23 protein-coding genes are annotated in these 25854 nt (G+C 63.9%); 17 read left to right on the forward strand and 6 right to left on the reverse strand.

Annotated elements, in window-relative coordinates; translation table 11 throughout:
- Positions 1-58 precede the first annotated feature (58 nt).
- Complete coding sequence (gene gap / locus FPB55_RS04860; protein WP_054881597.1) at positions 59-1060, reverse strand: type I glyceraldehyde-3-phosphate dehydrogenase; 1002 nt, start codon at positions 1058-1060, stop codon at positions 59-61.
- Between gap and FPB55_RS04865 the strand changes: the two genes are divergently transcribed.
- The 12 genes from FPB55_RS04865 (at position 1059) to FPB55_RS04920 (ending at position 14624) form a co-directional block, all read left to right on the forward strand.
- Complete coding sequence (locus FPB55_RS04865; RefSeq protein ID WP_125855529.1) at positions 1059-1253, forward strand: hypothetical protein; 195 nt, start codon at positions 1059-1061, stop codon at positions 1251-1253. The two genes, gap and FPB55_RS04865, sit on opposite strands and share 2 nt — an antisense overlap.
- 71 nt (positions 1254-1324) lie before the next feature.
- The gene (gene edd, locus FPB55_RS04870; RefSeq protein WP_009683397.1) at positions 1325-3151 is read left to right on the forward strand and encodes a phosphogluconate dehydratase; all 1827 of its coding nucleotides are present in this window, start codon (positions 1325-1327) and stop codon (positions 3149-3151) included.
- Entirely contained in the window at positions 3148-4107 is a 960-nt protein-coding gene (locus FPB55_RS04875) for a glucokinase (RefSeq protein WP_144187602.1), read from the forward strand. Before edd ends, FPB55_RS04875 begins: the two co-directional genes overlap by 4 nt.
- Before the next feature lie 107 nt (positions 4108-4214).
- Positions 4215-4940, forward strand: coding sequence for a two-component system response regulator GltR (gene gltR / locus FPB55_RS04880; RefSeq protein WP_029885496.1), 726 nt, complete (start codon positions 4215-4217; stop codon positions 4938-4940).
- Positions 4921-6375, forward strand: a complete 1455-nt coding sequence (locus FPB55_RS04885) for an ATP-binding protein (RefSeq protein ID WP_054881599.1) — start codon at positions 4921-4923, stop codon at positions 6373-6375. The genes gltR and FPB55_RS04885 overlap by 20 nt, the downstream gene beginning before the upstream one ends.
- A gap of 157 nt (positions 6376-6532) precedes the next feature.
- A complete protein-coding gene (locus FPB55_RS04890) occupies positions 6533-7780 on the forward strand; it encodes an AGE family epimerase/isomerase (RefSeq protein ID WP_144187604.1) in 1248 nt (415 codons plus the stop codon).
- A 106-nt stretch (positions 7781-7886) separates the two neighbouring features.
- Positions 7887-9173, forward strand: coding sequence for an ABC transporter substrate-binding protein (locus tag FPB55_RS04895; RefSeq protein ID WP_144187606.1), 1287 nt, complete (start codon positions 7887-7889; stop codon positions 9171-9173).
- 178 nt (positions 9174-9351) lie between these two features.
- A complete protein-coding gene (locus FPB55_RS04900) occupies positions 9352-10260 on the forward strand; it encodes a sugar ABC transporter permease (protein ID WP_009683405.1) in 909 nt (302 codons plus the stop codon).
- On the forward strand, positions 10253-11110 hold the full coding sequence (locus tag FPB55_RS04905; RefSeq protein ID WP_144187608.1) for a carbohydrate ABC transporter permease: 858 nt from the start codon (positions 10253-10255) through the stop codon (positions 11108-11110). Before FPB55_RS04900 ends, FPB55_RS04905 begins: the two co-directional genes overlap by 8 nt.
- 3 nt (positions 11111-11113) lie before the next feature.
- On the forward strand, positions 11114-12268 hold the full coding sequence (ugpC, locus tag FPB55_RS04910; RefSeq protein WP_070085913.1) for a sn-glycerol-3-phosphate ABC transporter ATP-binding protein UgpC: 1155 nt from the start codon (positions 11114-11116) through the stop codon (positions 12266-12268).
- 40 nt (positions 12269-12308) lie between these two features.
- Positions 12309-13652, forward strand: coding sequence for a carbohydrate porin (locus FPB55_RS04915; protein ID WP_054890317.1), 1344 nt, complete (start codon positions 12309-12311; stop codon positions 13650-13652).
- A 117-nt stretch (positions 13653-13769) separates the two neighbouring features.
- Positions 13770-14624, forward strand: a complete 855-nt coding sequence (locus tag FPB55_RS04920; protein WP_009683409.1) for a D-hexose-6-phosphate mutarotase — start codon at positions 13770-13772, stop codon at positions 14622-14624.
- Here the strand turns inward: FPB55_RS04920 and hexR are convergent.
- A complete protein-coding gene (gene hexR, locus FPB55_RS04925) occupies positions 14617-15480 on the reverse strand; it encodes a DNA-binding transcriptional regulator HexR (protein ID WP_172828429.1) in 864 nt (287 codons plus the stop codon). The two genes, FPB55_RS04920 and hexR, sit on opposite strands and share 8 nt — an antisense overlap.
- A 211-nt stretch (positions 15481-15691) precedes the next feature.
- On the opposite strand from hexR, the gene zwf reads away from it, so the two are divergent.
- From zwf to FPB55_RS04940, 3 genes are read left to right on the forward strand one after another with little or no spacing between them, the layout of a single operon-like run.
- On the forward strand, positions 15692-17161 hold the full coding sequence (gene zwf / locus FPB55_RS04930) for a glucose-6-phosphate dehydrogenase (RefSeq protein ID WP_144187610.1): 1470 nt from the start codon (positions 15692-15694) through the stop codon (positions 17159-17161).
- A complete protein-coding gene (gene pgl, locus FPB55_RS04935; RefSeq protein ID WP_144187612.1) occupies positions 17148-17861 on the forward strand; it encodes a 6-phosphogluconolactonase in 714 nt (237 codons plus the stop codon). Before zwf ends, pgl begins: the two co-directional genes overlap by 14 nt.
- Before the next feature lie 17 nt (positions 17862-17878).
- Complete coding sequence (locus tag FPB55_RS04940) at positions 17879-18559, forward strand: bifunctional 4-hydroxy-2-oxoglutarate aldolase/2-dehydro-3-deoxy-phosphogluconate aldolase (RefSeq protein WP_054890314.1); 681 nt, start codon at positions 17879-17881, stop codon at positions 18557-18559.
- A gap of 599 nt (positions 18560-19158) precedes the next feature.
- Here FPB55_RS04940 and leuA read toward each other — a convergent pair.
- The 4 genes from leuA to FPB55_RS04960 all read right to left on the reverse strand — a co-directional run bounded on the left by leuA (position 19159) and on the right by FPB55_RS04960 (position 24382).
- Entirely contained in the window at positions 19159-20832 is a 1674-nt protein-coding gene (leuA, locus tag FPB55_RS04945) for a 2-isopropylmalate synthase (protein WP_009683414.1), read from the reverse strand.
- A 422-nt stretch (positions 20833-21254) separates the two neighbouring features.
- Positions 21255-22082, reverse strand: coding sequence for a M23 family metallopeptidase (locus FPB55_RS04950; RefSeq protein ID WP_144187614.1), 828 nt, complete (start codon positions 22080-22082; stop codon positions 21255-21257).
- Positions 22083-22085: 3 nt separating this feature from the next.
- The gene (xseA, locus tag FPB55_RS04955; RefSeq protein WP_115295223.1) at positions 22086-23465 is read right to left on the reverse strand and encodes an exodeoxyribonuclease VII large subunit; all 1380 of its coding nucleotides are present in this window, start codon (positions 23463-23465) and stop codon (positions 22086-22088) included.
- Positions 23466-23497: 32 nt separating this feature from the next.
- Positions 23498-24382 (reverse strand): LysR substrate-binding domain-containing protein, encoded by an 885-nt coding sequence (locus tag FPB55_RS04960; protein WP_144187616.1) that lies wholly within the window; start codon positions 24380-24382, stop codon positions 23498-23500.
- A 97-nt stretch (positions 24383-24479) separates the two neighbouring features.
- On the opposite strand from FPB55_RS04960, the gene FPB55_RS04965 reads away from it, so the two are divergent.
- Both FPB55_RS04965 and FPB55_RS04970 read left to right on the forward strand, forming a co-directional pair.
- Positions 24480-25235: a sulfite exporter TauE/SafE family protein gene (locus FPB55_RS04965; RefSeq protein ID WP_054890224.1), complete on the forward strand. Its 756-nt coding sequence runs from the start codon at positions 24480-24482 to the stop codon at positions 25233-25235.
- A gap of 47 nt (positions 25236-25282) precedes the next feature.
- Complete coding sequence (locus tag FPB55_RS04970; RefSeq protein ID WP_054890223.1) at positions 25283-25840, forward strand: hypothetical protein; 558 nt, start codon at positions 25283-25285, stop codon at positions 25838-25840.
- Positions 25841-25854: the final 14 nt, after the last annotated feature.

The raw sequence follows: 25854 nt of genomic DNA on the forward strand, positions 1-25854 counted from the left end.
ACCGAGCGCCGCCCGCGCGGCGCCGGGTCTCACAGGCGCCCAAAGTGCCCCGTCAGGCTCACCGGGCCCTGCACAACGCCAGGCAGTTATCCAGCATGCGGTTGCTGAAGCCCCACTCGTTGTCATACCAGGCCAGCACCTTGAGCATGCGCCCGTTGGCGCGGGTGTGGTTGGCATCGAAGATCGACGACAGCGGGTTGTGGTTGAAATCGCAGGAAACCAATGGCAACGCGTTGTAGCCCAAGACCTTGGAATGCTTGCTCGCCTCGAGGAACAACTGGTTGACCTGCTCGGCGGTGGCCTCGCGCTTGAGGTTCACGGTCAGGTCCACCAGCGACACGTTGATCACCGGCACCCGCACGGCCATACCGGTCAGTTTGCCGGCCAGTTCCGGCAGTACCAGGCCTACCGCCTCGGCCGCGCCGGTCTTGCTGGGGATCATCGACTGGGTTGCCGAGCGCGCGCGGTACGGGTCGCTGTGGTAAACGTCGGTCAGCACCTGGTCGTTGGTATAGGCGTGGATGGTGGTCATCAGGCCTTGCTCGATGCCGAACTCGCGGTGCAGCACCTGGGCGATCGGTGCCAGGCAGTTGGTGGTGCACGAGGCGTTGGAAATGACCTGGTGCGAAGCCCGCAGCACGTCATGGTTGACCCCGTACACCACGGTGGCATCAGCCCCTTTGGCCGGCGCCGAGACAATCACCTTGCCCGCCCCGGCAGCCAGGTGGGCAGCTGCCTTGGCCCGCTCGGTAAACAACCCGGTGCATTCGAACACCACATCGATCGCTTCGGCCTTCCACGGCAGTTCGGCCGGGTTGCGAATGGCACTGACCGCGATACGGTCACCATTGACCGTGAGGCTTTCGTGGTCGGCCTCGACCGTGGCGTCGAAGGTGCCGTGCACGCTGTCGTACTTGAGCAGGTGGGCGTTCATGGCGCTGTCGCCCAGGTCGTTGATGGCGACGACCTGCAAGTCCTGGCGGTAGCCTTGGGTATACAGTGCGCGCAGGACGTTACGGCCGATGCGGCCGAATCCATTGATGGCGATGCGAAGGGTCATGGCAGTACCTCTGGCAGTCCGAGTGAAACCTGTGGCACAAAGGAGCTTCACTGAAACGGTTTTGTTGTTGGAATTACAAGATTATTCACTATCAGATAGAAAACAAGCCTTTTTAGTGGCAGTATTTTGTTTAAACATACAACGAGTGGTGGGGCAAGATGCCTCTACCGATGCAGCGGGCTCCTGGTCTTGAGCCTAGGCGGCAATCGGTTGGAGGGGAAATGCCCGGTAAACCGCCCTTACAATTAGTCTGGAGTCCAGTACATGCATCCGCGCATCCTTGAGGTCACCCAGCGGCTGGTCGAACGCAGCCGAGCCACCCGCGAACGCTACCTGCAGCTGATTCGCGGCGCGGCCAGTGACGGGCCCATGCGCGCCAGCCTGCAGTGCGCCAACTTCGCCCACGGGGTGGCCGGTTGCGGCAGCGACGACAAGCAAACGCTGCGCCTGATGAACGCCGCCAACGTGGCCATCGTCTCGGCCTACAACGACATGCTGTCGGCCCACCAGCCGTACCTGCACTTCCCCGAGCAGATCAAGCAGGCCCTGCGCGAGGTCGGCTCGGTCGGCCAGTTCGCCGGTGGCGTGCCGGCCATGTGCGACGGCGTGACCCAGGGTGAGCCGGGCATGGAGCTGGCCATCGCCAGCCGGGAAGTGATTGCCATGTCCACCGCGGTAGCGCTGTCGCACAACATGTTCGACGCCGCGCTGATGCTGGGCATTTGCGACAAGATCGTCCCCGGGCTGATGATGGGCGCGTTGCGCTTTGGCCACTTGCCGACCATTTTCGTGCCGGGCGGGCCGATGGTTTCCGGCATTTCCAACAAGCAGAAGGCCGACGTGCGCCAGCGCTATGCCGAAGGCAAGGCCAGCCGCGAGGAGCTGCTGGAGTCGGAGATGAATTCCTACCACAGCCCGGGTACCTGCACCTTCTACGGCACCGCCAATACCAACCAGCTGGTGATGGAGGTGATGGGCCTGCATCTGCCTGGCGCGTCGTTCGTCAACCCGTACACGCCGCTGCGCGATGCGCTCACCGCCGAGGCCGCGCAACAGGTCACGCGCATGACCAAGGCCAGTGGCAGCTTCATGCCGCTGGGCGAAATCGTCGACGAGAAGGCGCTGGTCAACTCCATCGTTGCCCTGCACGCCACGGGTGGCTCCACCAACCATACCCTGCATATCCCGGCAATTGCCCAGGCTGCCGGCATACAGCTGACCTGGCAGGACATGGCCGACCTCTCCGAGGTCGTGCCCACCCTGTCGCATGTCTACCCCAACGGCAAGGCTGACATCAACCACTTCCAGGCCGCTGGCGGCATGGCCTTCCTGATCCGCGAGCTGCTCGATGCCGGCCTGTTGCACGAAGACGTCAACACCGTCGCCGGCCACGGCCTGCGCCGTTACACCCAGGAGCCGTTCCTCGATGATGGCAAGCTGGTATGGCGCGAAGGCCCGCTGCAAAGCCTGGACGAAAGCATCCTGCGCCCGGTCGCGCGGCCGTTCTCGGCCGAAGGCGGCCTGCGGGTGATGGAGGGCAACCTGGGGCGTGGCGTGATGAAGGTTTCGGCTGTAGCTGCCGAGCACCAGGTGGTCGAGGCCCCGGCGCGGGTGTTCCACGATCAGCAGTCGCTGGCCGATGCATTCAAGGCCGGTGAGCTGGAGTGTGATTTCGTGGCCGTGGTGCGCTTCCAGGGCCCCCGCTGCAATGGCATGCCCGAGCTGCACAAGCTCACGCCGTTCCTGGGCGTGCTGCAAGACCGCGGCTTCAAGGTGGCGCTGGTTACCGACGGGCGCATGTCCGGCGCTTCGGGCAAGATCCCGGCGGCGATCCACGTGTGCCCCGAAGCCTATGACGGTGGCCCGCTGGCACGGGTGCGCGATGGTGATATGGTGCGCGTTGATGGTGTCGAAGGCACGCTGCGGGTACTGGTATCGGCCGAAGAACTGGCCAGCCGCGACCTGCCGCCGGCGCCCCAGGGCAATGACCTGGGGTGCGGGCGCGAGCTGTTCGGCTTCATGCGCATGGCGTTCAGCCCGGCAGAGCAGGGCGCCAGTGCCTTCACCTCTGCCCTGGAGAACCTTAAATGAAGGACCTGCTGGTTGGCGATATCGGCGGCACCAACGCCCGTTTTGCGTTGTGGCGTGACAACCAGTTGCACGAGGTAAAAGTCTTCGCTACCGCGGACTACACCAGCCCGGAGCAGGCTATCGAGGCCTATCTGCATGGCCAGGGCATCGCCCGCGGCGGCCTGGCCGCGGTGTGCCTGGCGGTGGCAGGGCCGGTCGAGGGCGACGAGTTTCGCTTCACCAACAACCACTGGCGCCTGAGCCGCCTGGCGTTCTGCAAGATCTTGCAGGTCGAGCGGCTGGTGTTGATCAATGATTTCACCGCCATGGCGTTGGGCATGACCCGCCTGCAAGAAGGCGAAGTGCGCCAGGTGTGCCCCGGCCAGGCAGACCCCACGCGCCCGGCACTGGTGATCGGCCCGGGCACCGGCCTTGGCGTGGGTTCGCTGCTGCGCCTTGGCGGGCAGCACTGGCAGGCCTTGCCGGGCGAAGGCGGGCATGTGGACCTGCCGGTGGGCAACGCCCGCGAAGCGGCGATCCACCAGCAGATCCACCAGCAAATCGGCCATGTCAGTGCCGAGACGGTACTCAGCGGGGGTGGCCTGGTACGGCTTTACCAGGCCCTGTGTGCGCTGGACGGCGACACCCCACGGCACACGTCCCCGGCGCAGATCACCGATGCAGCACTGGGCGGCGAGCCACGGGCACTGGCGGTGATCGAGCAGTTCTGCCGGTTCCTGGGGCGCGTGGCCGGGAACAATGTGCTTACCCTGGGCGCGCGCGGTGGGGTCTATATCGTTGGCGGGGTCATCCCGCGGTTTGCCGAGTTGTTCCTGCGCAGCGGGTTCGCCGCCAGCTTTGCCGACAAAGGCTGCATGAGCGGCTACTTTGCGGGTGTGCCGGTGTGGCTGGTGACGGCGGAGTTTTCCGGGTTGCTGGGGGCGGGTGTGGCGTTGCAGCAAGCGCTGGACCATTGACTGGGGTCGCTTTGCGGCCCATCGCGGGCAAGCCCGCGAAGGGCTGCAAAGCAGCCCCAATAAAAACAGGCAGCAAAGACCTGTAACCAAGAAGAGGAAGGACCACCTTGAGCACTGCCGGCAAATCGATCCTGATGGTCGACGACGACCAGGAAATCCGTGAACTGCTGCAAACCTATTTGAGCCGCTCCGGCTTCCAGGTGCATGCCGAAGCCGACGGCGCGGGCTTTCGCCGCGCGCTGGACAGCAGCCCCTGCGACCTGGTCATTCTCGATGTCATGTTGCCCGATGAAGATGGTTTCAGCCTGTGCCGCTGGGTTCGGCAGCATCCGCGCCGGGCGCGTGTGCCAATCATCATGCTCACTGCCAGTTCCGATGAAGCCGACCGGGTCATCGGCCTGGAGCTGGGTGCCGACGACTACCTGGGCAAACCGTTCAGCCCGCGCGAGCTGCAGGCGCGGCTAAAGGCCCTGCTGCGCCGCGCCGAGTTTGGCCAGGCGGCGCCGGGGAGCGCGGTGCTGGCCTTCGATGACTGGCGCCTGGACACGGTCAGCCACCGGCTGTTCCACCGCGATGGTGAGGAGGTGATTCTCTCCGGTGCCGACTTCGCACTGCTCAAGCTGTTCCTCGACCACCCACAGCAAATCCTCGACCGCGACACCATCGGCAATGCCACCCGCGGCCGCGAGCCGATGCCGCTGGACCGTATCGTCGACATGGCGGTCAGTCGCCTGCGCCAGCGCCTGCGCGACACCGATAAACCTCCCCGGCTGATCCGCACCGTGCGCGGCAGCGGTTACCTGTTGGCGGCGCATGTCTGCTGTGCGCCCTGAGCGGCGCTGGCGCTTGCTGCCCCGCTCACTGCTGGGGCGCATGCTGCTGCTGACCCTGCTGGTGGTGCTGCTGGCCCAGGGGTTGTCGAGCATCATCTGGGTTTCCCAACTGCGCGCCAGCCAGTTGCAGGGGTTGCGGGCCAGTGCCAGCAGCCTGGCCCATTCGATGAGCGCCAGCGTCAGTTACTTCCGGTCGTTGCCAGTGGCCTACCGGCCGCTGGTACTCGATCAGTTGCGCAGCATGGGCGGCACGCGGTTTTTCGTATCGCTCAACGCCACCCCGCTGGACATGCAGGCGTTGCCCGTCACGGCGCGCAAGCAGGCGGTGATCGATGTATTCCAGCAGGTGTTGCACGAGCGTCTGGGGTCGCAGATGGAAATTTCCGTCGAATTCGTCGGGCCTGACGAGCTGCGTATCTTCAACAGCGGCCTCAAGCTCGACGAGCTGCCGCGCTCGTGGGCGCATTACTCGCTGACGCTCGAGCCCCTCAAGCCACCGGTGTTGGTCACGCAGATCCGCCTGGGTGAGGGGGAGTGGCTGTACATCGCCTCGTTGCTGCCCGAGCCGTATACCGGCCTGGAAGCCGAACGCCTGCCACGCCAGCAGGTGGGGTTCATGGTGCTGACCACGGCCTTGCTGTTGCTGTTCATCGGCTTGCTGGTGCACTGGCAAAGCTGGCCACTCAAACGCCTGGCCCGGGCCGCGCGGGAAATGTCGCTGGGCGCTGATGTGGCGCCGCTGGCGGAAGGTGGCGGCAGCGAAGTGGTCGAGGTGAGCCGGGCATTCAACAGCATGCGCGAACGTATCAGCCGTTACCTGACCGAACGCAGCCAGTTGTTCAGCGCCATATCCCACGACCTGCGCACACCAATAACCCGCCTGCGCCTGCGTGTCGAGCTGTTGGAAGACGAGCGCCTGCAAGCCAAGTTCAGCCAGGACCTGGACGAGCTGGAGCTGCTGGTCAAAGGCGCCCTGCAATGCGTGAAGGACACCGACATCCACGAGAACATCGAGCCCGTCGACCTCAATCAGGTGCTGGATATCCTGGCCGAGCCTTACCTGGCCGATGGTCGCGTCACTGTGTACGGCAAGGCGCTTGCACCGTACCCCGGCAAACCTCTGGCCCTGCGGCGCTGCATCGGCAACCTGATCGACAACGCCATCAAGTACGGCGAACGGGCGCAACTGCGTATCATCGACAGCGCCGAGGGCTTTGTGCTGCAGGTGGATGACCAAGGGCCGGGGGTACCCCAGCAGCAGCTGGAGCAGGTGTTCGAGCCACACTTCCGCCTGGCCGCCCAGCAACAGGGTTACGGGCTGGGGTTGGGGATTGCACGCAATATTGCCCATAGCCACGGCGGCGAGGTGAGTTTGCTGAACCTGCGCGACGGCGGGCTGCGGGTAACCTTGTTCCTGCCGCGAGGCATGGACTGATTTTCCGTGTTGCCTGCAAGGGCCGCACGGGTTTCAAGGTTTGCACTCAGGTCACTCAATTGTCACTGCCCAGTGACAATCCCAGCCTCCTTCGTGACATCTGCCTCGACCCCGCTGGCTAGAATTCGCACACGACTGGCAAGGATAAAGCTGGCTCATGATTACCCACCTCCTGCCCTCCACCAGCTGGCTGAAAGCCCCGGCTCATACGGCCTGGCGCCTGGCCGAGGCCCAGCGGCTGCTGGCCTTTGCCAAAGCCGCGAAACGCCCGGACGGCTTCGGCAACCTGGATGCCAAAGGCCAACTCGCCGCTGGTGCCCGCGCCGAAACCATGAACACGGCGCGCATGACCCACTGTTTTGCCCTGGCTCACCTGCAAGGCATTCCAGGCTGCCTGGCCTACGCCGAGCACGGCGTGGCCGCCCTGCGCGGGGCCATGCAGGATGCCAGCTATGGGGGCTGGTTCGCTCACCCCGATGGCCAGCAGGACAGCGGCAAGGCCGCCTACCTGCATGCCTTCGTCGCCCTGGCCGCCAGCTCTGCCGTGGTGGCGGGCGCCGCCGGTGCCAGGGGCCTGCTGGCAGACGCCATCGAGGTGATCGAGCGGCATTTCTGGAGCGAAGCCGAAGGTGCCCTGCAAGAGGCTTACTCCCGTGCCTGGCAGTTGCCCGAGCCGTACCGTGGCGCCAACAGCAACATGCATGCGACCGAGGCGTTCCTGGCCCTGGCTGATGTCACCGGCAACACGCTGTGGCTGCAACGCGCGTTGCGTATCGCCGAACGCATCATCCATACCCATGCCGCCGGTAGCGGTTACCGGGTGATCGAACACTTCGACGTGCACTGGCAGCCCGTGGCGGACTACAACCACGACCACCCCGCCGATCATTTCCGGCCCTTTGGCACCACGCCTGGGCACGCCTTGGAATGGGCGCGTTTGCTACTGCACCTGGAGGCCAGCCTGCAACGTGCCGGGCTGCCGGCACCGCAGTGGCTGGCAGAAAGTGCCAGCGGGCTGTTCGAGGCCGCCTGCCAGCACGCCTGGAACGTCGATGGCGCAGAGGGTTTCGTCTACACCCTGGACTGGGCCAACCGCCCGGTGGTGAATGCGCGCCTGCACTGGGTGCACGCCGAAGCGTGCGCCGCCGCCGCGGCCTTGTTGCAGCGTACCGGCGAGGCCCGTTACGAGCAGTGGTACCGCACCCTCTGGGGGTTTATCGCCAACCACTTCATCGACCCTGTGGCGGGCAGCTGGCACCACGAACTCGATAGCAACAACCGGCCGGCCGGGACCATCTGGCCGGGCAAGCCCGACCTCTATCACGCCTACCAGGCGCTGCTGCTGCCAGGCTTGCCGCTAGCGCCCAGCCTGGCCAGCAACCTGGGCAGCAATGTAACCAAATGATGACATTCACGCATCGCTTCGTTACCTGACGGGGCGGGCACGCTGTTTAGACTCCATGCAACGCAAGCGTTTGACTTGCACGCATAACAACAAGAAAGGTGCTTCGATGAATTCCAAACTCTGTCTCGCCGCTGCTATCTCGCTCGCCTCCTTACTGCCGCTGGGCGCCAGCGCCGCCGAAAGCAAAGGCAGTGTAGAGGTGGTGCACTGGTGGACCTCTGGCGGTGAAAAAGCAGCGGTCGATGTGCTCAAGGCGCAAGTCGAGAAAGACGGCTTCACCTGGAAGGACGGCGCCGTTGCCGGCGGCGGCGGGGCCACCGCCATGACCGTACTCAAGAGCCGCGCAGTCGCCGGCAACCCACCCGGTGTGGCGCAGATCAAGGGGCCGGACATCCAGGACTGGGCGGCCACCGGCCTGCTCGATGCCGATGTGCTCAAGGACGTGGCCAAGGAAGAAAAGTGGGACTCGCTGCTCGACAATAAGGTCGCCGATACCGTGAAGTACGACGGTGACTACGTTGCCGTGCCGGTCAACATCCACCGTATCAACTGGCTGTGGATCAACCCCGAAGTCTTCAAGAAAGCCGGCATCGACAAGGCGCCCAGCGCCCTCGACGAATTCTATGCCGCTGCCGACAAGCTCAAGGCCGCCGGCTTCATTGCGCTTGCCCATGGCGGCCAGCCTTGGCAGGACAGCACCGTGTTCGAAAACGTGGTCCTGGCAGTGATGGGCGTCGATGGCTACAAGAAGGCCCTGGTCGACCTCGACAGCGCCACCCTGGCTGGCCCGCAAATGGTCAAGGCACTGACCGAGCTGAAAAAGGTCGCCACCTACATGGACCAGGATGGCAAGGGCCAGGACTGGAACCTGGAAGCGGCCAAGGTCATCAACGGCAAGGCCGGCATGCAGATCATGGGTGACTGGGCCAAGAGCGAATGGACCCTGGCGAAGAAAACCGCCGGCAAGGATTACCAGTGCGTCCCATTCCCCGGCACTGACGAGGCCTTCCTGTACAACATCGACTCGCTGGTGGTGTTCAAGCAGAACGACGCCGGAACATCCGCCGGGCAGCAGGACATCGCGCGCAAGGTGCTGGGCGAGGACTTCCAGAAGGTCTTCAGCATCAACAAAGGGTCGATTCCGGTGCGTAACGACATGCTCGGCAACATGGGCAAGTATGGCTTCGACAGCTGCGCGCAAACCTCCGCCAAGGACTTCCTCGCCGACGCCAAGACGGGCGGCCTGCAGCCAAGCATGGCGCACAACATGGCCACCACGCTGGCCGTGCAGGGCGCGTTCTTCGATGTGGTGACCAACTACATCAACGACCCCAAGGCCGACCCGGCCGATGCGGCGAAGAAGCTGGCGGCGGCGATCAAGGCGGCCCAGTAAAGGCTGACGCGGTCCCGTTGTAGGAGCGGCCTTGCGTCGCGATGGGCTGCGCAGCAGCCCCAAACCTGCGCACTCGATCTTTCAGGTAGGTGTCGAACTTGAGTCCTCAGGGCTGCGCAGCAGCCCATCGCGACGCAAGGCCGCTCCTACCCGGAGTGCAGCGCCTTTGAGGTGAACCATGACCACAACTACCGCCCAATTGCGGGCCTCACCCCTGGACGCGCTGCAGCGCTGGCTACCCAAGCTGGTGCTGGCACCAAGCATGTTCATTGTGCTGGTGGGCTTCTACGGCTACATCCTCTGGACATTCGTGCTGTCCTTCACCACCTCGACCTTCCTGCCCACCTACAAGTGGGCGGGCCTGGCGCAATATGCCCGGCTGTTCGACAACGATCGCTGGTGGGTGGCCAGCAAGAACCTGCTGCTGTTCGGCGGCCTGTTCATCGCCATCAGCCTGGCCATTGGCGTGTTGCTGGCGGTATTGCTGGACCAGCGCATTCGCCGCGAAGGTTTTATCCGGACCATTTACCTGTACCCCATGGCCCTGTCGATGATCGTTACCGGCACCGCCTGGAAGTGGCTGCTCAACCCTGGCATGGGCCTGGACAAGCTGCTGCGCGACTGGGGCTGGGAGGGCTTCCGGCTGGACTGGCTGATCGACCCGGACCGGGTGGTGTACTGCCTGGTGATCGCCGCCGTGTGGCAGGCATCGGGCTTCATCATGGCCATGTTCCTGGCCGGGCTGCGCGGGGTTGACCAATCCATCATCCGCGCTGCGCAGATCGACGGTGCCAGCCTGCCACGCATTTACTGGACAGTGGTGCTGCCCAGCCTGCGCCCGGTGTTTTTCAGTGCGCTGATGATTCTTTCGCACATTGCCATCAAGAGCTTCGACCTGGTGGCGGCGATGACCGCCGGTGGCCCGGGTTACTCATCCGACCTGCCGGCCATGTTCATGTACTCGTTCACTTTCAGCCGCGGCCAGATGGGCATGGGGTCGGCCAGCGCCATCCTCATGCTGGGCGCGATTCTGGCGATCCTCGTGCCTTACCTGTACTCGGAGCTGCGGAGCAAACGCCATGCATAGCGCATCGAATAGGCCTGCCGAAAAACCGGCACTGAGCCTTGGCCGTATCGCCATCCATGGCGTGTTGCTGATCGCTGTGCTGCTGTACCTGGTGCCGCTGGTGGTGATGCTGCTGACCAGCTTCAAAACCCCGGAAGACATCAGCACCGGCAACCTGCTGAGCTGGCCCGCGGTGATCACCGGCATTGGCTGGGTCAAGGCCTGGGGTACCGTCAGCGGTTACTTCTGGAACTCGATCATGATCACCGTGCCGGCGGTGCTGATCTCCACCACCATCGGCGCGTTGAACGGCTATGTGTTGTCGATGTGGCGCTTCCGCGGGTCGCAGCTGTTCTTCGGGCTGCTGCTGTTCGGCTGCTTCCTGCCATTCCAGACAGTGTTGCTGCCGGCCTCGTTCACCCTCGGCAAGCTCGGCCTGGCCAGCACCACCAGTGGCCTGGTGCTGGTGCACGTGGTCTACGGGCTGGCCTTCACCACCCTGTTCTTCCGCAACTTCTACGTGAGCATCCCGGATGCGCTGGTCAAGGCGGCGCGCCTGGATGGCGCCGGGTTCTTCACCATTTTCCGCCGCATCATCCTGCCGATGTCGACGCCGATCATCATGGTCTGCCTGATCTGGCAGTTCACCCAGATCTGGAACGATTTCCTGTTCGGCGTGGTGTTTTCCAGCGGCGACTCGCAACCGATCACCGTGGCCCTGAACAACCTGGTGAACACCAGCACCGGCGCCAAGGAATACAACGTCGACATGGCGGCTGCGATGATCGCCGGCCTTCCAACCCTGCTGGTCTACGTGGTGGCAGGCAAATATTTCGTGCGCGGGCTGACGGCCGGCGCAGTCAAGGGGTAAGTCATGGCAACGCTCGAACTGCGCAATGTAAACAAGACCTACGGCACCGGCCTGCCCGATACCCTCAAGGACATCCAGCTGTCGATCAGCGACGGCGAGTTCCTGATTTTGGTTGGCCCGTCGGGCTGTGGCAAATCGACCCTGATGAACTGCATCGCCGGCCTGGAGCAGATCACCGGTGGGGCCATTCTCATCGACGGGCAGGACGTCAGTGGCATGAGCCCCAAGGACCGCGACATCGCCATGGTGTTTCAGTCCTATGCGCTGTACCCGACCATGAGCGTGCGCGAAAACATCGAATTTGGCCTGAAAATCCGCAAGCTGCCGCAGGCGGCAATCGATGAAGAGGTGGCGCGGGTGGCCAAGCTGCTGCAGATCGAGCACCTGCTGGCGCGCAAACCGGCGCAGCTGTCGGGCGGCCAGCAGCAGCGCGTGGCCATGGGCCGGGCACTGGCGCGGCGGCCGAAGATCTACCTGTTCGACGAGCCGCTGTCCAACCTGGACGCCAAGCTGCGGGTCGAGATGCGTACCGAAATGAAGCTGATGCACCAGCGCCTGAAGACCACCACCGTGTACGTCACCCATGACCAGATCGAGGCCATGACCCTGGGCGACAAGGTTGCGGTGATGAAAGATGGCATCATCCAGCAGTTCGGTACCCCGCAACAGATCTACAACGACCCGGCCAACCAGTTTGTCGCCAGCTTCATCGGCTCGCCGCCAATGAACTTCATTCCGGCCCGCCTCAAGCAACGGGATGGCCGCCTGCTGGCGCTGCTCGACAGCGGCCAGGCGCGCTGCGAGCTGCCCTTGGGGCTGGCCGCCAATGAACAGGATGGCCGTGAAATCCTGCTGGGCATCCGCCCTGAGCAGATCGCCCTGGGGGCCAGCGAGGGCAACGGCCTGCCGGCCATTCGTGCCGAAGTGCAGGTCACCGAACCCACCGGGCCGGACCTGCTGGTGTTCGTCACCCTCAACCAGACCAAGGTGTGCTGCCGCCTGGCGCCCGATGTGGCCTGCCAGGTTGGCGACAACCTCAACCTGCAACTGGACCCGGCGCGGGTGCTGCTGTTCGACGCCAACAGCGGCGAGCGGCTGCACCTGGCCAGCACTGCCGCAGCCACCAAGGACAACGTGGCTCACTTCAAAGGCCGTTAATTCGTCTACATCATCAATAAGAAAAAGAGGACGCAAAGGGATGGAACAGCGCAAACGTATCAAGACATTGGGGTCGCTGGCATTGCTCGCCGTGGTTGGCAGCGCCAGTGCACAAGCTGCCGAGGCATTTTCCAGCGAATCGAAGTGGATGACCGGCGACTGGGGCGGCACCCGTACCGAGCTGCTGGACAAGGGCTACGATTTCACCCTCGATTACGTGGGTGAAGTGGCCGGTAACCTGCATGGCGGCTACAACGACGACAAAACCGCGCGCTACAGCGACCAGTTCGCCCTTGGCGCGCACCTGGACCTGCAAAAGATCTTTGGCTGGCACGATGCCGAATTCAAGCTGGCGATCACCGAGCGTAGCGGCCGTAACCTGTCCAACGACCGCATCAGCGACCCGCGCGCCGGGCAGTTCAGCTCGGTGCAGGAGGTGTGGGGGCGCGGCCAGACCTGGCGCCTGACCCAGATGTGGGTCAAGCAGAAGTACTTCGACGGCGCACTGGATGTGAAAGTCGGCCGCTACGGCCCGGGTGAGGATTTCAACAGCTTCCCGTGCGACTTTCAGAACCTGGCCTTCTGCGGTTCGCAGGTGGGCAACTGGGTAGGCGGCATCTGGTACAACTGGCCGGTCAGCCAGTGGGCGCTGCGGGTGAAGTACAACATTACCCCGGACTTCTTCGTGCAGGTCGGTGCCTTCGAGCAGAACCCCTCCAACCTGGAAACCGGCAACGGCTTCAAACTCAGTGGCAGCGGCACCAAGGGCGCGATCCTGCCGGTGGAGGCGGTGTGGTCACCCAAGGTCAACGGCCTGCCGGGCGAGTACCGCCTGGGCTACTACTACAGCACCGCCAAGGCCGACGATGTCTACGACGACGTCAACGGCAACCCGCAGGGTCTCACCGGCAACGCGTTCAAGTCGCACTCCAGCAAGCATGGCTGGTGGGTGGTGGCGCAGCAGCAGGTCACCGCCCATGCCGGGGATGTGAACCGCGGCCTCAGCCTGTTCGCCAACTTCACCGTGCACGACAAGGCCACCAACGTGGTCGACAACTACCAGCAGGTGGGGTTGGTGTACAAAGGCGCGTTCGACGCCCGGCCCAAGGATGACATCGGCTTTGGCGTGGCACGCATCCATGTGAACGACGACGTGAAGAAGCGTGCCGAGCTGATCAACGCGCAGAACGGCATCGACGATTACGACAACCCAGGCTTCATGCCATTGCAGCGCACCGAGTACAACGCCGAGCTGTACTACGGCTTCCACGTCACCAACTGGCTGACCGTGCGGCCCAACCTGCAGTACATCAAGAGCCCGGGTGGGGTTGACCAGGTGGACAATGCGCTGGTCGCCGGCTTGAAGATTCAGTCGTCATTCTGAGGGCAATTGTTGTAAATTTACGCCAATCCATTTTCGGCGCCCGGCACCCACTGCCCTGCAGTGGGTGTTGGGGATAGGCCGAGACAGCGCTACCTCAAACAAAAAGAGCTCTGACCCATGCCTGAACATCCGCTCCATCGCTTCTTCACCTCGCAGCGGCCGCGGCCGACATTCGAGTGGGAGCGTTACCAGCAGCGCGATGTACTGATCATCGACCACCCCCGATGCCAGGCGGTATTCAGCCGCCAGGGCGCGCAACTGCTGCATTTTCAGCCGGCGGGCGAGCGGCCTTGGCTGTGGTGCGCCGAGCAGTGGCCGCAAGTGGGGGCGATACGCGGTGGTGTGCCGGTGTGCTGGCCGTGGTATGGCCGCCACCCCAGCGAAGACCTGTGGCCGGCGCATGGCTGGGCGCGGTTGCTGGACTGGAAGCTGGTGGACAGCCGCGAGGACGAGGAGGGCGTAAGCCTGAAGTGGCAATTGGACCTGTGCGACTGGCAGGTCGACCTGCATGCCCGGTTGGGCAGCCGCATGGAGCTGAGCCTGAGCACCGAGCACCAGGACAGCCAACCCTGCCAGTTGAGCCATGCCTTGCTGGCCTACTGGCGTATCAGTCACGTTTCCGAGATAGCGCTGTCTGGGCTGGAGGATATCCAGGGTTATGACCGGCTCAACCGTCAGGCCTGCCGCGAGGGCGGTGCGCTGAAGCTCAAGGGCGGCTGCCAGAAGGTCTACCCGGGCACGCCGCGGGTACAACTTCAGGACCCGGCCTGGCAGCGCGAGCTGTGCATCGACACGGGCGACAGCGACGACACGGTGGTCTGGCACCCGGGCAATCGCCCGTTGATGGGCGTGACCGGGCGGGAATGCCAGGGCTTTGTCTGCGTCGAGGCGGCCAGTGGCAGCGGCGAGGGCCTGAGCCTGGCGCCGGGGCAGCGTGCCCACCTGCGTTTGCAGGCGCACCGGCTCAGTTGAGTTCGTCGTCCTCGATCGGGTAGCGGCTGGCGTTCAGGCTTTCCTTGATCTTGCGCAGGTGCGGCTGGAAATCAACGCCACGGCGCAGGGTCATGCCGGTAGCCAGGACATCGAGCACGGTCAGCTGAATGATGCGCGAGGTCATTGGCATGTAGATGTCGGTGTCTTCGGGCAGCGGGATATGCAGGCTCAGGCTGCAGGCGTTGGCCAGGGGCGAGCCGGCGGCAGTCAGGCCCAGTACCGAGGCACCGTTTTCGCGGGCCAGGCGTGCCACATCGACCAGTTCGCGGGTGCGCCCGGTGTAGGAAATGATCACGAACAGGTCACCGGTGTGGGCCACCGAGGCCAGCATGCGCTGCATCAGCACGTCGGCATGGGCCGATACCGCCAGGTTGAAGCGGAAGAACTTGTGCTGTGCATCGAGGGCCACCGGGGCGGAGGCGCCAAGGCCGAAAAAGTGGATTTGCCGGGCCTGGATCATCATGTCCACGGCACGGCTGACCTGCATCGGGTCCAGTTGCTGGCAGGCACTGTCGAGTGAGGCAATGGCGCTGGCGAAGATTTTCTGGGTATAGGCCGCCGGGTCATCGTCGGCCTCTACTGCGCGGCTGACATAGGCGGCGCCGCTGGCCAGGCTCTGTGCCAGTTGCAGCTTGAGCTCGGGGTAGCCGCTGACGCCGAACGAGCGGCAGAAACGGTTGACGGTCGGCTCGCTGACCTTGGCCGCCTGGGCCAGCGCAGCGATGCTGAAACGGGTGGCTTGTTGCGGGTTGAGCAGGATGACTTCGGCGACTTTGCGTTCGGCCTTGTTCAGCTCGTCGAGGCGTCCCTGGATCTGTTCCAGGAGGTTTCGCACGCGGTCCATGGGTATGTCCTTGGGTCGGGAAGACAGCCGGCTGTGGGAGCAGCAGGCTTTTTGCACGGTCGTCTATCGTACTGTCGGTGCGGTTGGTGTACCACTTGTCTGTAACACTTGTGTGTAATGTTGTGGTTTTTACTACATTTACACTTGAAAACCGTATGTGAAAGCGGTATTCCTAGACCAACTTTAGGAAAGAACCAACATCATGGCTGCAATCAGTGTCGAACCTTGCACCTTTGCCCTGTTTGGCGCCCTCGGCGACCTGGCGCTGCGCAAGCTGTTTCCTGCGCTGTACCAACTTGACCGCGCCAATCTGCTGCACCCGGACACCCGTCTGCTGGCGCTGGCGCGTGAGGCCGGCAGCGCGCAGGCGCACCTGGATCAAATCGAAGCGCACCTGCGCCGGCATGTGCCCGAGGCCGATATCGAGCCTGCTGCACTGGGGCGCTTCCTCGCCCGGCTGAGCTACCTGCACCTGGACTTCCTGCAGCCTGAAGGCTATCAGGCGCTGGCCGAGCAGTTGCCCGGCGAGTTGCCGTTGATCGCCTACTTTGCCACCGCCGCGGCTGTATACGGGGCCATTTGCGAGAACCTCGACAAGGCCGGCCTGGTGGCGCGCACCCGGGTAGTGCTGGAAAAACCCATTGGCCACGACCTGGAATCGTCACGCCGGGTCAACGACGCTGTCGCCCGGTTCTTCCCGGAAAGCCGGGTCTACCGTATCGACCACTACCTGGGCAAGGAGACCGTGCAGAACCTCATTGCCCTGCGGTTTGCCAACAGCCTGTTCGAAACCCAGTGGAACCAGAATTCCATCTCCCATGTGGAGATCACCGTTGCCGAAAAGGTCGGTATCGAAGGCCGCTGGGGCTACTTCGACAAGGCCGGGCAACTGCGCGACATGATCCAGAACCACCTGCTGCAGCTGCTGTGCCTGATCGCCATGGACCCGCCCAGCGACTTGTCTGCCGATGCCATCCGCGACGAAAAGGTGAAGGTGTTGAAGGCACTGGCACCGATCACGGGCGACGCCCTGAGCACCCGCGTGGTGCGCGGCCAGTACATTGCCGGCTACAGCGACGGCAAGCCGGTACCGGGCTACCTGGAAGAAGACAATGCCAACGCGCAGAGCGATACCGAAACCTTCGTCGCCCTGCGTGCCGACATTCGCAACTGGCGTTGGTCGGGCGTGCCGTTCTACCTGCGTACCGGCAAGCGCATGCCGCAGAAGCTGTCGCAGATTGTTATCCACTTCAAGGAAACCCCGCACTACATCTTCGCCCCGGAACAGCGTTTGCAGGTGGGCAACAAGCTGATCATCCGCCTGCAGCCGGACGAAGGCATTTCGTTGCGGGTGATGACCAAGGAGCAGGGGCTGGACAAGGGCATGCAACTGCGCAGTGGCCCGCTGCAACTGAATTTTTCCGATACCTGGCGCAGTGCGCGGATTCCGGATGCCTACGAGCGGCTATTGCTCGAAGTGATGCGAGGCAACCAGAACCTGTTCGTGCGCAAGGATGAAATCGAGTATGCCTGGAAGTGGTGCGACCAGTTGATCGCCGGCTGGCGTAATGCGGGCGATGCGCCCAAGCCATACGCGGCCGGCTCCTGGGGGCCGATGAGCTCGATTGCACTGATCACACGCGATGGGAGGGCGTGGTATGGGGATATCTGAACTGAAACTGCCAGCGGTCGTGAACGTACACGAGTTGGCAGACGCCGAGGCGCTGGCCGCCACGCAGGCCCACGACGTGGCCGAGCGCCTGCGCGCGGCGGTCGCTGCCAAAGGGCATGCCTGCGTGGTGTTGTCCGGTGGCCGCAGCCCGGTGCCATTTCTGGAAAAACTGGCCAGCGAAGCGCTGGACTGGGCCAAGGTCACCGTCAGCCTGGCCGACGAACGCTGGGTGCCGGTAGAGCACGCCGACAGCAATGCGGGCCTGCTGGCCCGTCACCTGTTCCAGGGTAATGCGGCCAAGGCCCGCTTCATTGGCCTGTACCAGCAGGCGGAAAACCTCGACGCCGCCGCACTCATGGCCGACCAGGCGTTGGCCGAGCTGCCGCAGATCGACGTGCTGGTGCTGGGCATGGGGGACGATGGCCATACCGCTTCGCTGTTCCCGGCCAGTCCCAACTTGGAAGCAGGCCTGGACCTGGCTAGCAAACGTCGCTGCCTGCCGTTGCTGGCGCCCAGCGTGCCGCACCAGCGCCTGTCGATGACCCGCGCTTTGCTGGCCAGTGCCGGCTTTACCGCGCTGGCCGTGCAGGGCCAGGGCAAACTCGCCACCCTGCGCGCCGCGCTGGCTGGCAACGACCTTACCGAAATGCCGATTCGCGCTTTTCTTCACGCCCCCCTGGACATCTACTGGTGCCCATGAGCCAAGGATCCACAGTCATGACCACCCTTGAACGCCCACAGTCCAAGCTCTCGATGGCCGACAAAGCCGCGCGGATCGACGCCATTTGCGAAAAGGCGCGCATCCTGCCGGTGATCACCATCGCCCGTGAGGAAGACATCCTGCCGCTGGCTGACGCATTGGCTGCTGGCGGTATCCGTACCCTCGAAGTGACCTTGCGCTCAGCGCTTGGGCTGAAGGCCATCGAGGTACTGCGCAAGCAGCGCCCGGAGCTCTGCGTGGGCGCCGGCACTGTTCTGGACCGCGGTATGTTCGCCGCCGTTGAAGCCGCAGGTGCGCAATTTGTCGTCACCCCAGGCATTACCCCGGAGCTCCTCCAGGCCGGGGTGGACAGCGAGATCCCGCTGCTGCCAGGCATCAGCACGCCGTCTGAAATCATGCTGGGGTATGCCTTGGGCTACCGTCGCTTCAAGCTGTTCCCTGCGGAGATCAGCGGTGGCGTGGCGGCGATCAAGGCGTTCGGCGGGCCTTTCGGCGATATCCGCTTCTGCCCAACCGGTGGTGTGAACCCGGCCAATGTGCGCAATTACATGGCCTTGCCCAACGTGATGTGTGTAGGGGGCACCTGGATGCTCGACAGCAGCTGGATCAAGAATGGCGATTGGGCGCGGATTGAAGCGTGCAGTGCCGAGGCGATGGCGCTAGTGGACGCCAACTGAATTTGTTGTGTGCTTTACGGCTTATGGGGCGCTTGGTCGGCGCCCCTTTTTTTTGCCTGGCTTTCTTGCAGCGCCGGGCTTATGGATCGAGTTCTCTGCGCGACAGCGCAGCCCTTAGGGCTGTGTGATCTCCCACGGGAATACCGCAGAACTCGAAGCCTGTGCAGTACCCTGTGGGAGATTCTATGGTTCCTGGCAAGGGTAGCCGCAGCATCTTCAGCGCCTGTGAGATCGAGCGCCGCCCGCGCGGCGCATCGCGAGCTGCGCTCGCTCCTACGTTTGTTTCGGGCCAATTATTCCTGTGGGATTTGCGCGCGAACGCCTTGGAGCATGCCTCAAAATCGCGTCGTACGAACAAGGCGGCCGCGCGCATCTGGCACAGGGGTTACTGGCCCGAAACAAACGTAGGAGCGAGCGCAGCTCGCGATGCGCCGCGCGGGCGGCGCTCGCTCTAACAGGCGCTGCATACCTTGTGGCAAACACCTGTCAGCCCTGATGCGATCCCCGTGGGAGCTGGCTTGCCAGCGATAGGGCCAGTACAAGGCCAACAAAAAAGCCCGCATCAAACGATGCGGGCTTTCTCATTCAGCAGGCAGGGCTCAGGCCGCTTTGGCTTCCTGCTGGCTCAGCGAGCGGTTCAGGGCGCTGAACAGTGCCTTGAAGCTGGCGGTGGTGATGTTTTCGTCGATACCCACACCGTGCACCGGGCGGCCACCGGCCACGCGCAACTCGATGTAGGCCGCCGCCTTGGCGTTGGTGCCAGCACCAATCGCGTGCTCGTTGTAGTCCATGATTTCCACGGCAACCGGCAGGCCGGCAACCAGGGCTTCCAGGGCGCCATTGCCCTTGCCGCGCCAGTGCAGGGTGGTTTCGCCTTCGCCGGCGACTTCCACTTCCACGGCGCTGTGGCCGTTTTCTTCCTGCAGGCGGTGGCTGACCAGGGCGTATGGCGCGTTGGCCTGCAGGTATTCCTTGTGCAGCAGGCTGTAGATTTGCTGAGCGGTCATTTCCAGGCCCAAACGGTCGGTTTCACCCTGCACAACCTGGCTGAACTCGATCTGCATGCGGCGCGGCAGGCTGATACCGTACTCCTGCTCGAGCAGGTAGGTGATGCCGCCTTTGCCCGACTGGCTGTTGACGCGGATGACCGCCTCGTAGCTGCGGCCGATATCGGCCGGGTCGATCGGCAGGTACGGCACTTCCCACAGCTCGCCTTCCTGCTGCTTGGCGAAGCCCTTGCGGATGGCGTCCTGGTGCGAGCCGGAGAACGCAGTGTGTACCAGGTCGCCGACATAAGGGTGGCGTGGGTGCACGGGCAGCTGGTTGCACTCTTCGACCACCTTGCGCACGCCGTCGATGTCGGAGAAGTCCAGCAGCGGGTCGATACCTTGGGTGTACAGGTTCAGTGCCAAGGTCACCAGGTCGACGTTGCCGGTCCGCTCGCCGTTGCCGAACAGGCAGCCTTCGGCGCGATCGGCGCCGGCCATCAGGCCCAGTTCGGTGGCGGCAATGCCGGTGCCACGGTCGTTGTGGCAGTGCAGGCTGATGATCACGCTGTCGCGGCGGCTGACATTGCGGCAGAACCATTCGATCTGGTCGGCGTAGATGTTCGGCGTGGAGACTTCCACGGTGGCCGGCAGGTTGAGGATGACCTTGTGCTCTGGCGTCGGGTTCCACACCTCGATGACCGCGTCGCACACTTCCTTGGCGAATTCCATTTCGGTCGCGCTGAAGGTTTCTGGCGAGTACTGGAACGTCCAGTGGGTTTCGGGCTGCTGGGCGGCATACTTGACGAACAGCTTGGCGGCATTCACCGCGATGTCTTTCACGCCTTGCTTGTCCTGGTTGAAGACAATGCGGCGGAACGCCGGGGAGGTGGCGTTATACAGGTGGACGATGGCCTTTTTCGCGCCACGCAGCGACTCGAAGGTGCGCGCGATCAGGTCTTCACGGGCTTGGGTGAGCACCTGGATCGTGGTGTCGTCCGGGATGTGGCCGTCTTCGATCAGGGTGCGCACGAAGTCGAAATCGGTCTGCGAGGCAGACGGGAACGCCGCTTCGATTTCCTTCACGCCCACCTGGACCAGGGTCTTCCAGAAGCGCAGTTTCTTCTCCGAATCCATCGGCTCGATCAGCGACTGGTTGCCATCACGCAAGTCGGAGCTGCACCAGATGGGCGCTGCGGTGATGGTCTTCGACGGCCAGGTGCGGTCAGGCAGGTCGATAGTCGGGAAGGCGCGGTATTTTTTCGAAGGGTCTTTGAGCATGGACATGGAAGCAATCCTTTTGTGTGCGGCCGAAATCGGGCCTGCCGAGCGATAACAAGATGAAGAGGCGAGGCGACGCGATTCAGCCTGGTAGTCGTGCGCTGACCAGGCTGAGGCTGCGATGTTGTCGGAGCAGGATGAGGGTGCTGAAGGTTTTCATGCCTTCAAACTTAACCAGTGGGGTGGGGGATGGCAAGCGTTCGGAAAAAATTGAGAGGAATGCTTAAAAAAAGCGTATGAGCGAGATTTTATGGCTGGATTCACCCGTGGGGTTGTTCATTGTTGCGCGGTAGTTTTAGCTGGCGCAACACAGTGGAACCCCGTTGACCTATTCTCGCCTCATCGCCGGCAAGCCAGCTTCCACAGCACTGTCACAGGGCAGGAACGCTGTGGAGGCGGGGCTTGTCGGCGAGGCTGGCGCTGCTGTCTCAGGGCTGAAACGCGCCGATGAAAATCGCCGGATCCACCCGCGCATCGTTCAGGCTCACGTTCCAGTGCATGTGCGGCCCGGTAGCCCGGCCGGTTGAGCCCACGCGCCCGACTACCTCGCCCCGGCGCAGTTGCTGCCCCACCTGCACATTGATCTTCGACATGTGGCAGAACATGCTGATGAAGCCCTGGCCGTGGTCCACGAATACCGTACGGCCATTGAAGAAGTAATCCCCCACCAGAATCACCTTGCCATTGGCCGGGGTCTTGATGGGCGTACCTGCCGGCACCGCGAAGTCCAGCCCGGCATGCGGGTTGCGTTCCTCGCCATTGAAAAAGCGACGCACGCCGAACTTGCTCGACAGCGGGCCGTTGACCGGCTTGTCGAGGATCAGGTTGCTGGGCAGGGCTGGGCTGAAACTGCGGTAGGCCTTGATCTGCTCAGCCAGCTCGCGGTCGATGCGCTTGAGGTCGGCGGGGTTCGGGTTGACCTGGCGGGTGTTCTTCAGGGTAATGCGCTGTTCGGGGTACTTTTTGCTACCCACGCTGAACGGCAGGTTGCGCCCGCCTTGGCTGAGCACGGCAGTACCCGGCTTCTGGGTCAGCGGGATTCCGACAATGGCCAACCAGTTCTCCTGCTCCTTGACCACCAGCACCGGCTTGCCGTCGAAGCGCGCTTCGGGGGCGCTGGCGGCAGGGCCGAGGTTGACCACCGCCACGCCGCCGGGCACCGGCTTGTTCAGCGCACGCGTGATGTAACTGGCCTGGGCGCCGCCGGCCAGCAGTAACAGGGAAAGGGCGAACAGGGTGGCAAGCAGGCGGGGCATGTGTCAGTCCAATAGCGAAAGGGTGACCGGAGTCAGGTGATTGTCTTCCACGCGCACCAGCAGCTCGCCCTGGGCCAGGCGTGCCGTAAGGCGTTGGCCGTTGCGGGTCTGTTCGGCGCTGCGAATCGCCTGGCCCTGGTCGTCGAGCAGGATGCTGTAGCCGCGCGCCAGTGTGGCCAGCGGGCTGACCACCTGCAGCGTCTGCAACTGGGCCTGGAAGCGCTGGCGGCGGTCCTTGAGCAGTTCGCGCATGGCCCGTGGCAGGCGCTCGGCCAGGCTGTCCAGGCGCTGGGCCAGCAGTTTCAGGTTGCGCCCCGGGTGTTGCGCAGCCAGGCGGGTTTCTGCCCGCGCCAGACGCTCACGGCGCTGGTTGAGGCTGAGCAGGAACGCCCGGCGCAGGCGCATGTCCAGGTCGTCCAGGCGCTGGGCCTGCTGGCGCAAGCGCTCGCCCGGGTGGCGCAGGCGCCTGGTCAGCGAGTCCAGGCGCAGGCGGTCATGGCTCAGGCGGTTCTGCATGCGCAGCAACAAGCGCCGCTGCAGCCCGTCCAGGCGTTGGCGAATACCACTGCTGTCGGGCGCCAGCAACTCTGCGGCGGCAGACGGAGTGGGGGCGCGAACGTCTGCCACGAAGTCGCTGATGGACACATCGGTCTCATGGCCGACTGCGCTGACAATCGGTGTGACGCAGGCAGCCACGGCGCGGGCCACGGCTTCTTCGTTGAAGCACCACAGGTCTTCCAGCGAGCCGCCACCACGGGCCAAGATCAGCGCATCAAAGCCAAGGCCGTCGGCCAGGCGGATGGCACGCACGATCTGTGCGATGGCCTCGCGGCCCTGTACAGCCGTGGGAATCAGGTTCAGTTCCACCTGCGGGGCGCGGCGGCCGAACACACTGATGATGTCGCGGATCACCGCGCCGGTGGGGGAGGTGATGATACCGATGCGTTGCGGGTGGGCAGGCAAGGGCTTCTTGCGTTCGGCGCTGAACAGCCCTTCGGCACCGAGCTTTTCCTTCAAGGCCTCGAATGCCAGGCGCAGCGCGCCATCCCCCGCCGGCTCGACGGTGTCGAGAATCAGCTGATAATCACCCCGGCCCTCGAACAGCGAAACCTTGCCCCGCACCCGCACCGCCAGGCCATCGCGCAGCGCTTGGCGCACCCGCGTGGCGCTCTGCCGGAACAGGGCGCAGCGTACCTGGGCACCGCTGTCCTTGAGGGTGAAGTACATGTGGCCAGACGCCGGGCGGGCGAGGTTGGAAATCTCGCCTTCCACCCACACGCTGCGGAACACGTCTTCGAGCAGCACGCGGGCGCGGCCGTTGAGTTGGCTGACCGTCAGGACCTCGCGGTCCAGGCCGAGTCGTTCGAAAGGGTCTCTGATCATGGCCGGCATCATACCTTACCGGGCGTTGCGGGCTAGCCGTGATCTTTCATCGCGGCCACGAACTGGCGCACCAATTGCTCTGCATCGCGCCGGCACGCCAGGGCCACGGTACTTTCCCGGCCCCCCTCCAGGGTGACGAAACTGACCGAGGCCGGCGCAATGTCGCGCATGCATTGCGGCAGCAACGCCACGCCAAAACCTGCCTGGATCAGCTGCAGCTGGGTCGTTTTGCGCGACAGCACCTGCGCCGCCTGTGGGAAAAAGCCCGCATCCATGCACAACGAGGCCGCCAGGTAGCTCAGCCCGCCGCGCTCACGGTGCGGAATGGAAATGAAGCGCTCGTCGCGCAACTGCTGCAGCGCCACCTGCGCCACACCGGCCAACGGATGCCCGGCCGCCACCGCAAGCAGCACGGGCTCGCTGAACAGTTCATGCAGCACCACGCCTTCATGCTGGCGCAGCACCGGCAAGCGCAACAGGCCGATATCCAGCCGCCCCGCCGCGATGTCTTCCAGTTGGGCCTCCGAGGACTGCTGGGCGATGTCCAGTGCAACCCCCGGGTTAGCGTGCAGGTAACCGCTCAAACGCGCCAGCAGCGGGCCGGTCAACGGGACGGTGCTGGAGTGGTTCAGGCGCAAGCTGCCTTGCAACCCTTGGCCAATATCGCGGGTCACCCGCTCTGCCTGCGCCAGGTCGGCCAGCAGGCGCCGTGCCCGCTCCAGCAACGCCTGGCCGGCCGGGGTCAGGCGCGGCAGGCGGGCGGTGCGCTCGAACAATGGCGTGCCCAGTTGCTGCTCCAGCTCCTTGATCTGCCGGCTGAGTGCCGACTGCGCGATGAACAGGCGTTCAGCGGCACTGCTGAAGCTGCCGCACTCGGCGATTTCCACGAAGTAACGCAACTGGCGGAGGGACGTCATGTCATGCCTTTTCGAGATGGCTTTGGCGATAAAGCCATATTAGTCGGCATGGCTCTCAGCTGGCTAACCTTTGCCTATGCTCCCTGGAACTGCTGCCATGCTCACTGAACTGTCGCTCACCGGCCTTGACTGGCTGCCCATCCTGCTCGGCGTCGGCGTGGCCTACGTCGTCTTTGGCATTGCCGGTTTCGGTACGGCGCTGGTGGCGGGCCCGGTGCTGATCCATTTCATGCCGTTGTCACGGATCATCCCGCTGCTGGTGTTGCTCGATTTTGTCGCCGCCTTCGGCAACTTGCTGCCTTCGCGCCGTGATGTGGTGCGCGGCGAGTTGCTGCGGCTGTTGCCGTTCATGGCCCTGGGCTGCACGTTGGGCGTGGTGTTCCTGCTGCGTTTGCAGTCTGACGTGCTGTTGCTGTTGATGGGCCTGTTCGTTACGGCCTACGCGCTGTATAGCCTGTCGGTCAGAGTACGGCCGGCGAACCTGTCGGGTTTCTGGGCAGTGCCAATGGGTACGGCAGGCGGGCTGTTCGGGGCGCTGTTCGGCAGCGGCGGTTTTCTTTATGCGCTGTACCTGAGTGCACGCCTGGAACGAAAGGAACAGGTGCACGCCACCCAGAGCGCGCTGATCAGCTGCAGCACGGTGGTGCGCCTGGCATTGTTCCTGGTCGCCGGTGTTTACGCCGACCAGAGCCTGCTCTTGCTGGCTGCATGCCTGCTGCCGGTCATGTTCATCGGCTTGTGGGTCGGCCGTGGGCTGACCCACAGGCTGTCGCGCGAAGCCTTTGTGCGCCTGGTCACCTGGCTGGTGCTGGCCAGCGGCTTGGCGCTGATCGGTCGCTACCTCGGCGCCTGAGCGGTAGAATTGCGCCCTTACCGCAGTTTTGCAGGCTTGTACCGTTCATGAACACCCAGAGCATTATCGTTCCCAAGCTGTCTACCGTGCCGGTGCACGAAGCCCGCGCCCGTGCCATCGTGCGCTGGCTGGTACGCGAGAAAGTGGTCGAGGAGCAGCTGAGCACCTGTGGCCGTACCGGCAACCGCATGGGCCACGCCCTGGCGGCAGGCGCCCGCAAGGTGGCCCTGCGGCCTGAGTTGTTGCCTTTTGGCGAGCAGGCCAACGGCCTGGAAGTGATGCTCAAGCGTTGCATCTATACCCCCACCGAAGGGTTTCTTGAAGAAGCCGGCTGCCCGCAGTGCCGGCGCGAGGTGGGCGAGCCGCTGTTCGAAAGCCTGGAAGAATGGATGCCGGCGGTCAGTGACAACTTCACCTGCCCGCTGTGCGGCTTCGAAGATGACATCAATGGCTTCATTTACCTGCAGCCATGTGCCTTTTCCAACCTGGGGTTCATCTTCAACAACTGGGGCGAGGCCGGGTTTACCCAGGCCTTTCTCGACAGCTTCGCCGACTGGCTCGACCAGCCGGTGACGGTGGTGCAGGTAAAACTGCCACACGGCTGACCGAAGGCCCTTAT

This window comes from Pseudomonas sp. BJP69 (genome assembly GCF_007633355.1).
GTDB classification, from domain to species: Bacteria; Pseudomonadota; Gammaproteobacteria; order Pseudomonadales; family Pseudomonadaceae; genus Aquipseudomonas; species Aquipseudomonas juntendi.

Excerpts from the sequence above, each read along its gene's own strand:
- edd (WP_009683397.1), top strand. The coding sequence starts at position 1,325 with ATGCATCCGCGCATCCTTGAGGTCACCCAGCGGCTGGTCGAACGCAGC.
- FPB55_RS04865 (WP_125855529.1), top strand. The coding sequence starts at position 1,059 with ATGGCAGTACCTCTGGCAGTCCGAGTGAAACCTGTGGCACAAAGGAGC.
- FPB55_RS04885 (WP_054881599.1), top strand. The coding sequence starts at position 4,921 with ATGTCTGCTGTGCGCCCTGAGCGGCGCTGGCGCTTGCTGCCCCGCTCA.
- zwf (WP_144187610.1), top strand. The coding sequence starts at position 15,692 with ATGGCTGCAATCAGTGTCGAACCTTGCACCTTTGCCCTGTTTGGCGCC.
- FPB55_RS04940 (WP_054890314.1), top strand. The coding sequence starts at position 17,879 with ATGACCACCCTTGAACGCCCACAGTCCAAGCTCTCGATGGCCGACAAA.
- FPB55_RS04920 (WP_009683409.1), top strand. The coding sequence starts at position 13,770 with ATGCCTGAACATCCGCTCCATCGCTTCTTCACCTCGCAGCGGCCGCGG.
- FPB55_RS04970 (WP_054890223.1), top strand. The coding sequence starts at position 25,283 with ATGAACACCCAGAGCATTATCGTTCCCAAGCTGTCTACCGTGCCGGTG.
- gap (WP_054881597.1), bottom strand. The coding sequence starts at position 1,060 with ATGACCCTTCGCATCGCCATCAATGGATTCGGCCGCATCGGCCGTAAC.
- pgl (WP_144187612.1), top strand. The coding sequence starts at position 17,148 with ATGGGGATATCTGAACTGAAACTGCCAGCGGTCGTGAACGTACACGAG.
- leuA (WP_009683414.1), bottom strand. The coding sequence starts at position 20,832 with ATGTCCATGCTCAAAGACCCTTCGAAAAAATACCGCGCCTTCCCGACT.
- FPB55_RS04905 (WP_144187608.1), top strand. The coding sequence starts at position 10,253 with ATGCATAGCGCATCGAATAGGCCTGCCGAAAAACCGGCACTGAGCCTT.
- FPB55_RS04895 (WP_144187606.1), top strand. The coding sequence starts at position 7,887 with ATGAATTCCAAACTCTGTCTCGCCGCTGCTATCTCGCTCGCCTCCTTA.
- FPB55_RS04900 (WP_009683405.1), top strand. The coding sequence starts at position 9,352 with ATGACCACAACTACCGCCCAATTGCGGGCCTCACCCCTGGACGCGCTG.
- ugpC (WP_070085913.1), top strand. The coding sequence starts at position 11,114 with ATGGCAACGCTCGAACTGCGCAATGTAAACAAGACCTACGGCACCGGC.
- FPB55_RS04915 (WP_054890317.1), top strand. The coding sequence starts at position 12,309 with ATGGAACAGCGCAAACGTATCAAGACATTGGGGTCGCTGGCATTGCTC.
- FPB55_RS04950 (WP_144187614.1), bottom strand. The coding sequence starts at position 22,082 with ATGCCCCGCCTGCTTGCCACCCTGTTCGCCCTTTCCCTGTTACTGCTG.
- FPB55_RS04875 (WP_144187602.1), top strand. The coding sequence starts at position 3,148 with ATGAAGGACCTGCTGGTTGGCGATATCGGCGGCACCAACGCCCGTTTT.
- FPB55_RS04960 (WP_144187616.1), bottom strand. The coding sequence starts at position 24,382 with ATGACGTCCCTCCGCCAGTTGCGTTACTTCGTGGAAATCGCCGAGTGC.
- FPB55_RS04965 (WP_054890224.1), top strand. The coding sequence starts at position 24,480 with ATGCTCACTGAACTGTCGCTCACCGGCCTTGACTGGCTGCCCATCCTG.
- FPB55_RS04890 (WP_144187604.1), top strand. The coding sequence starts at position 6,533 with ATGATTACCCACCTCCTGCCCTCCACCAGCTGGCTGAAAGCCCCGGCT.
- xseA (WP_115295223.1), bottom strand. The coding sequence starts at position 23,465 with ATGATCAGAGACCCTTTCGAACGACTCGGCCTGGACCGCGAGGTCCTG.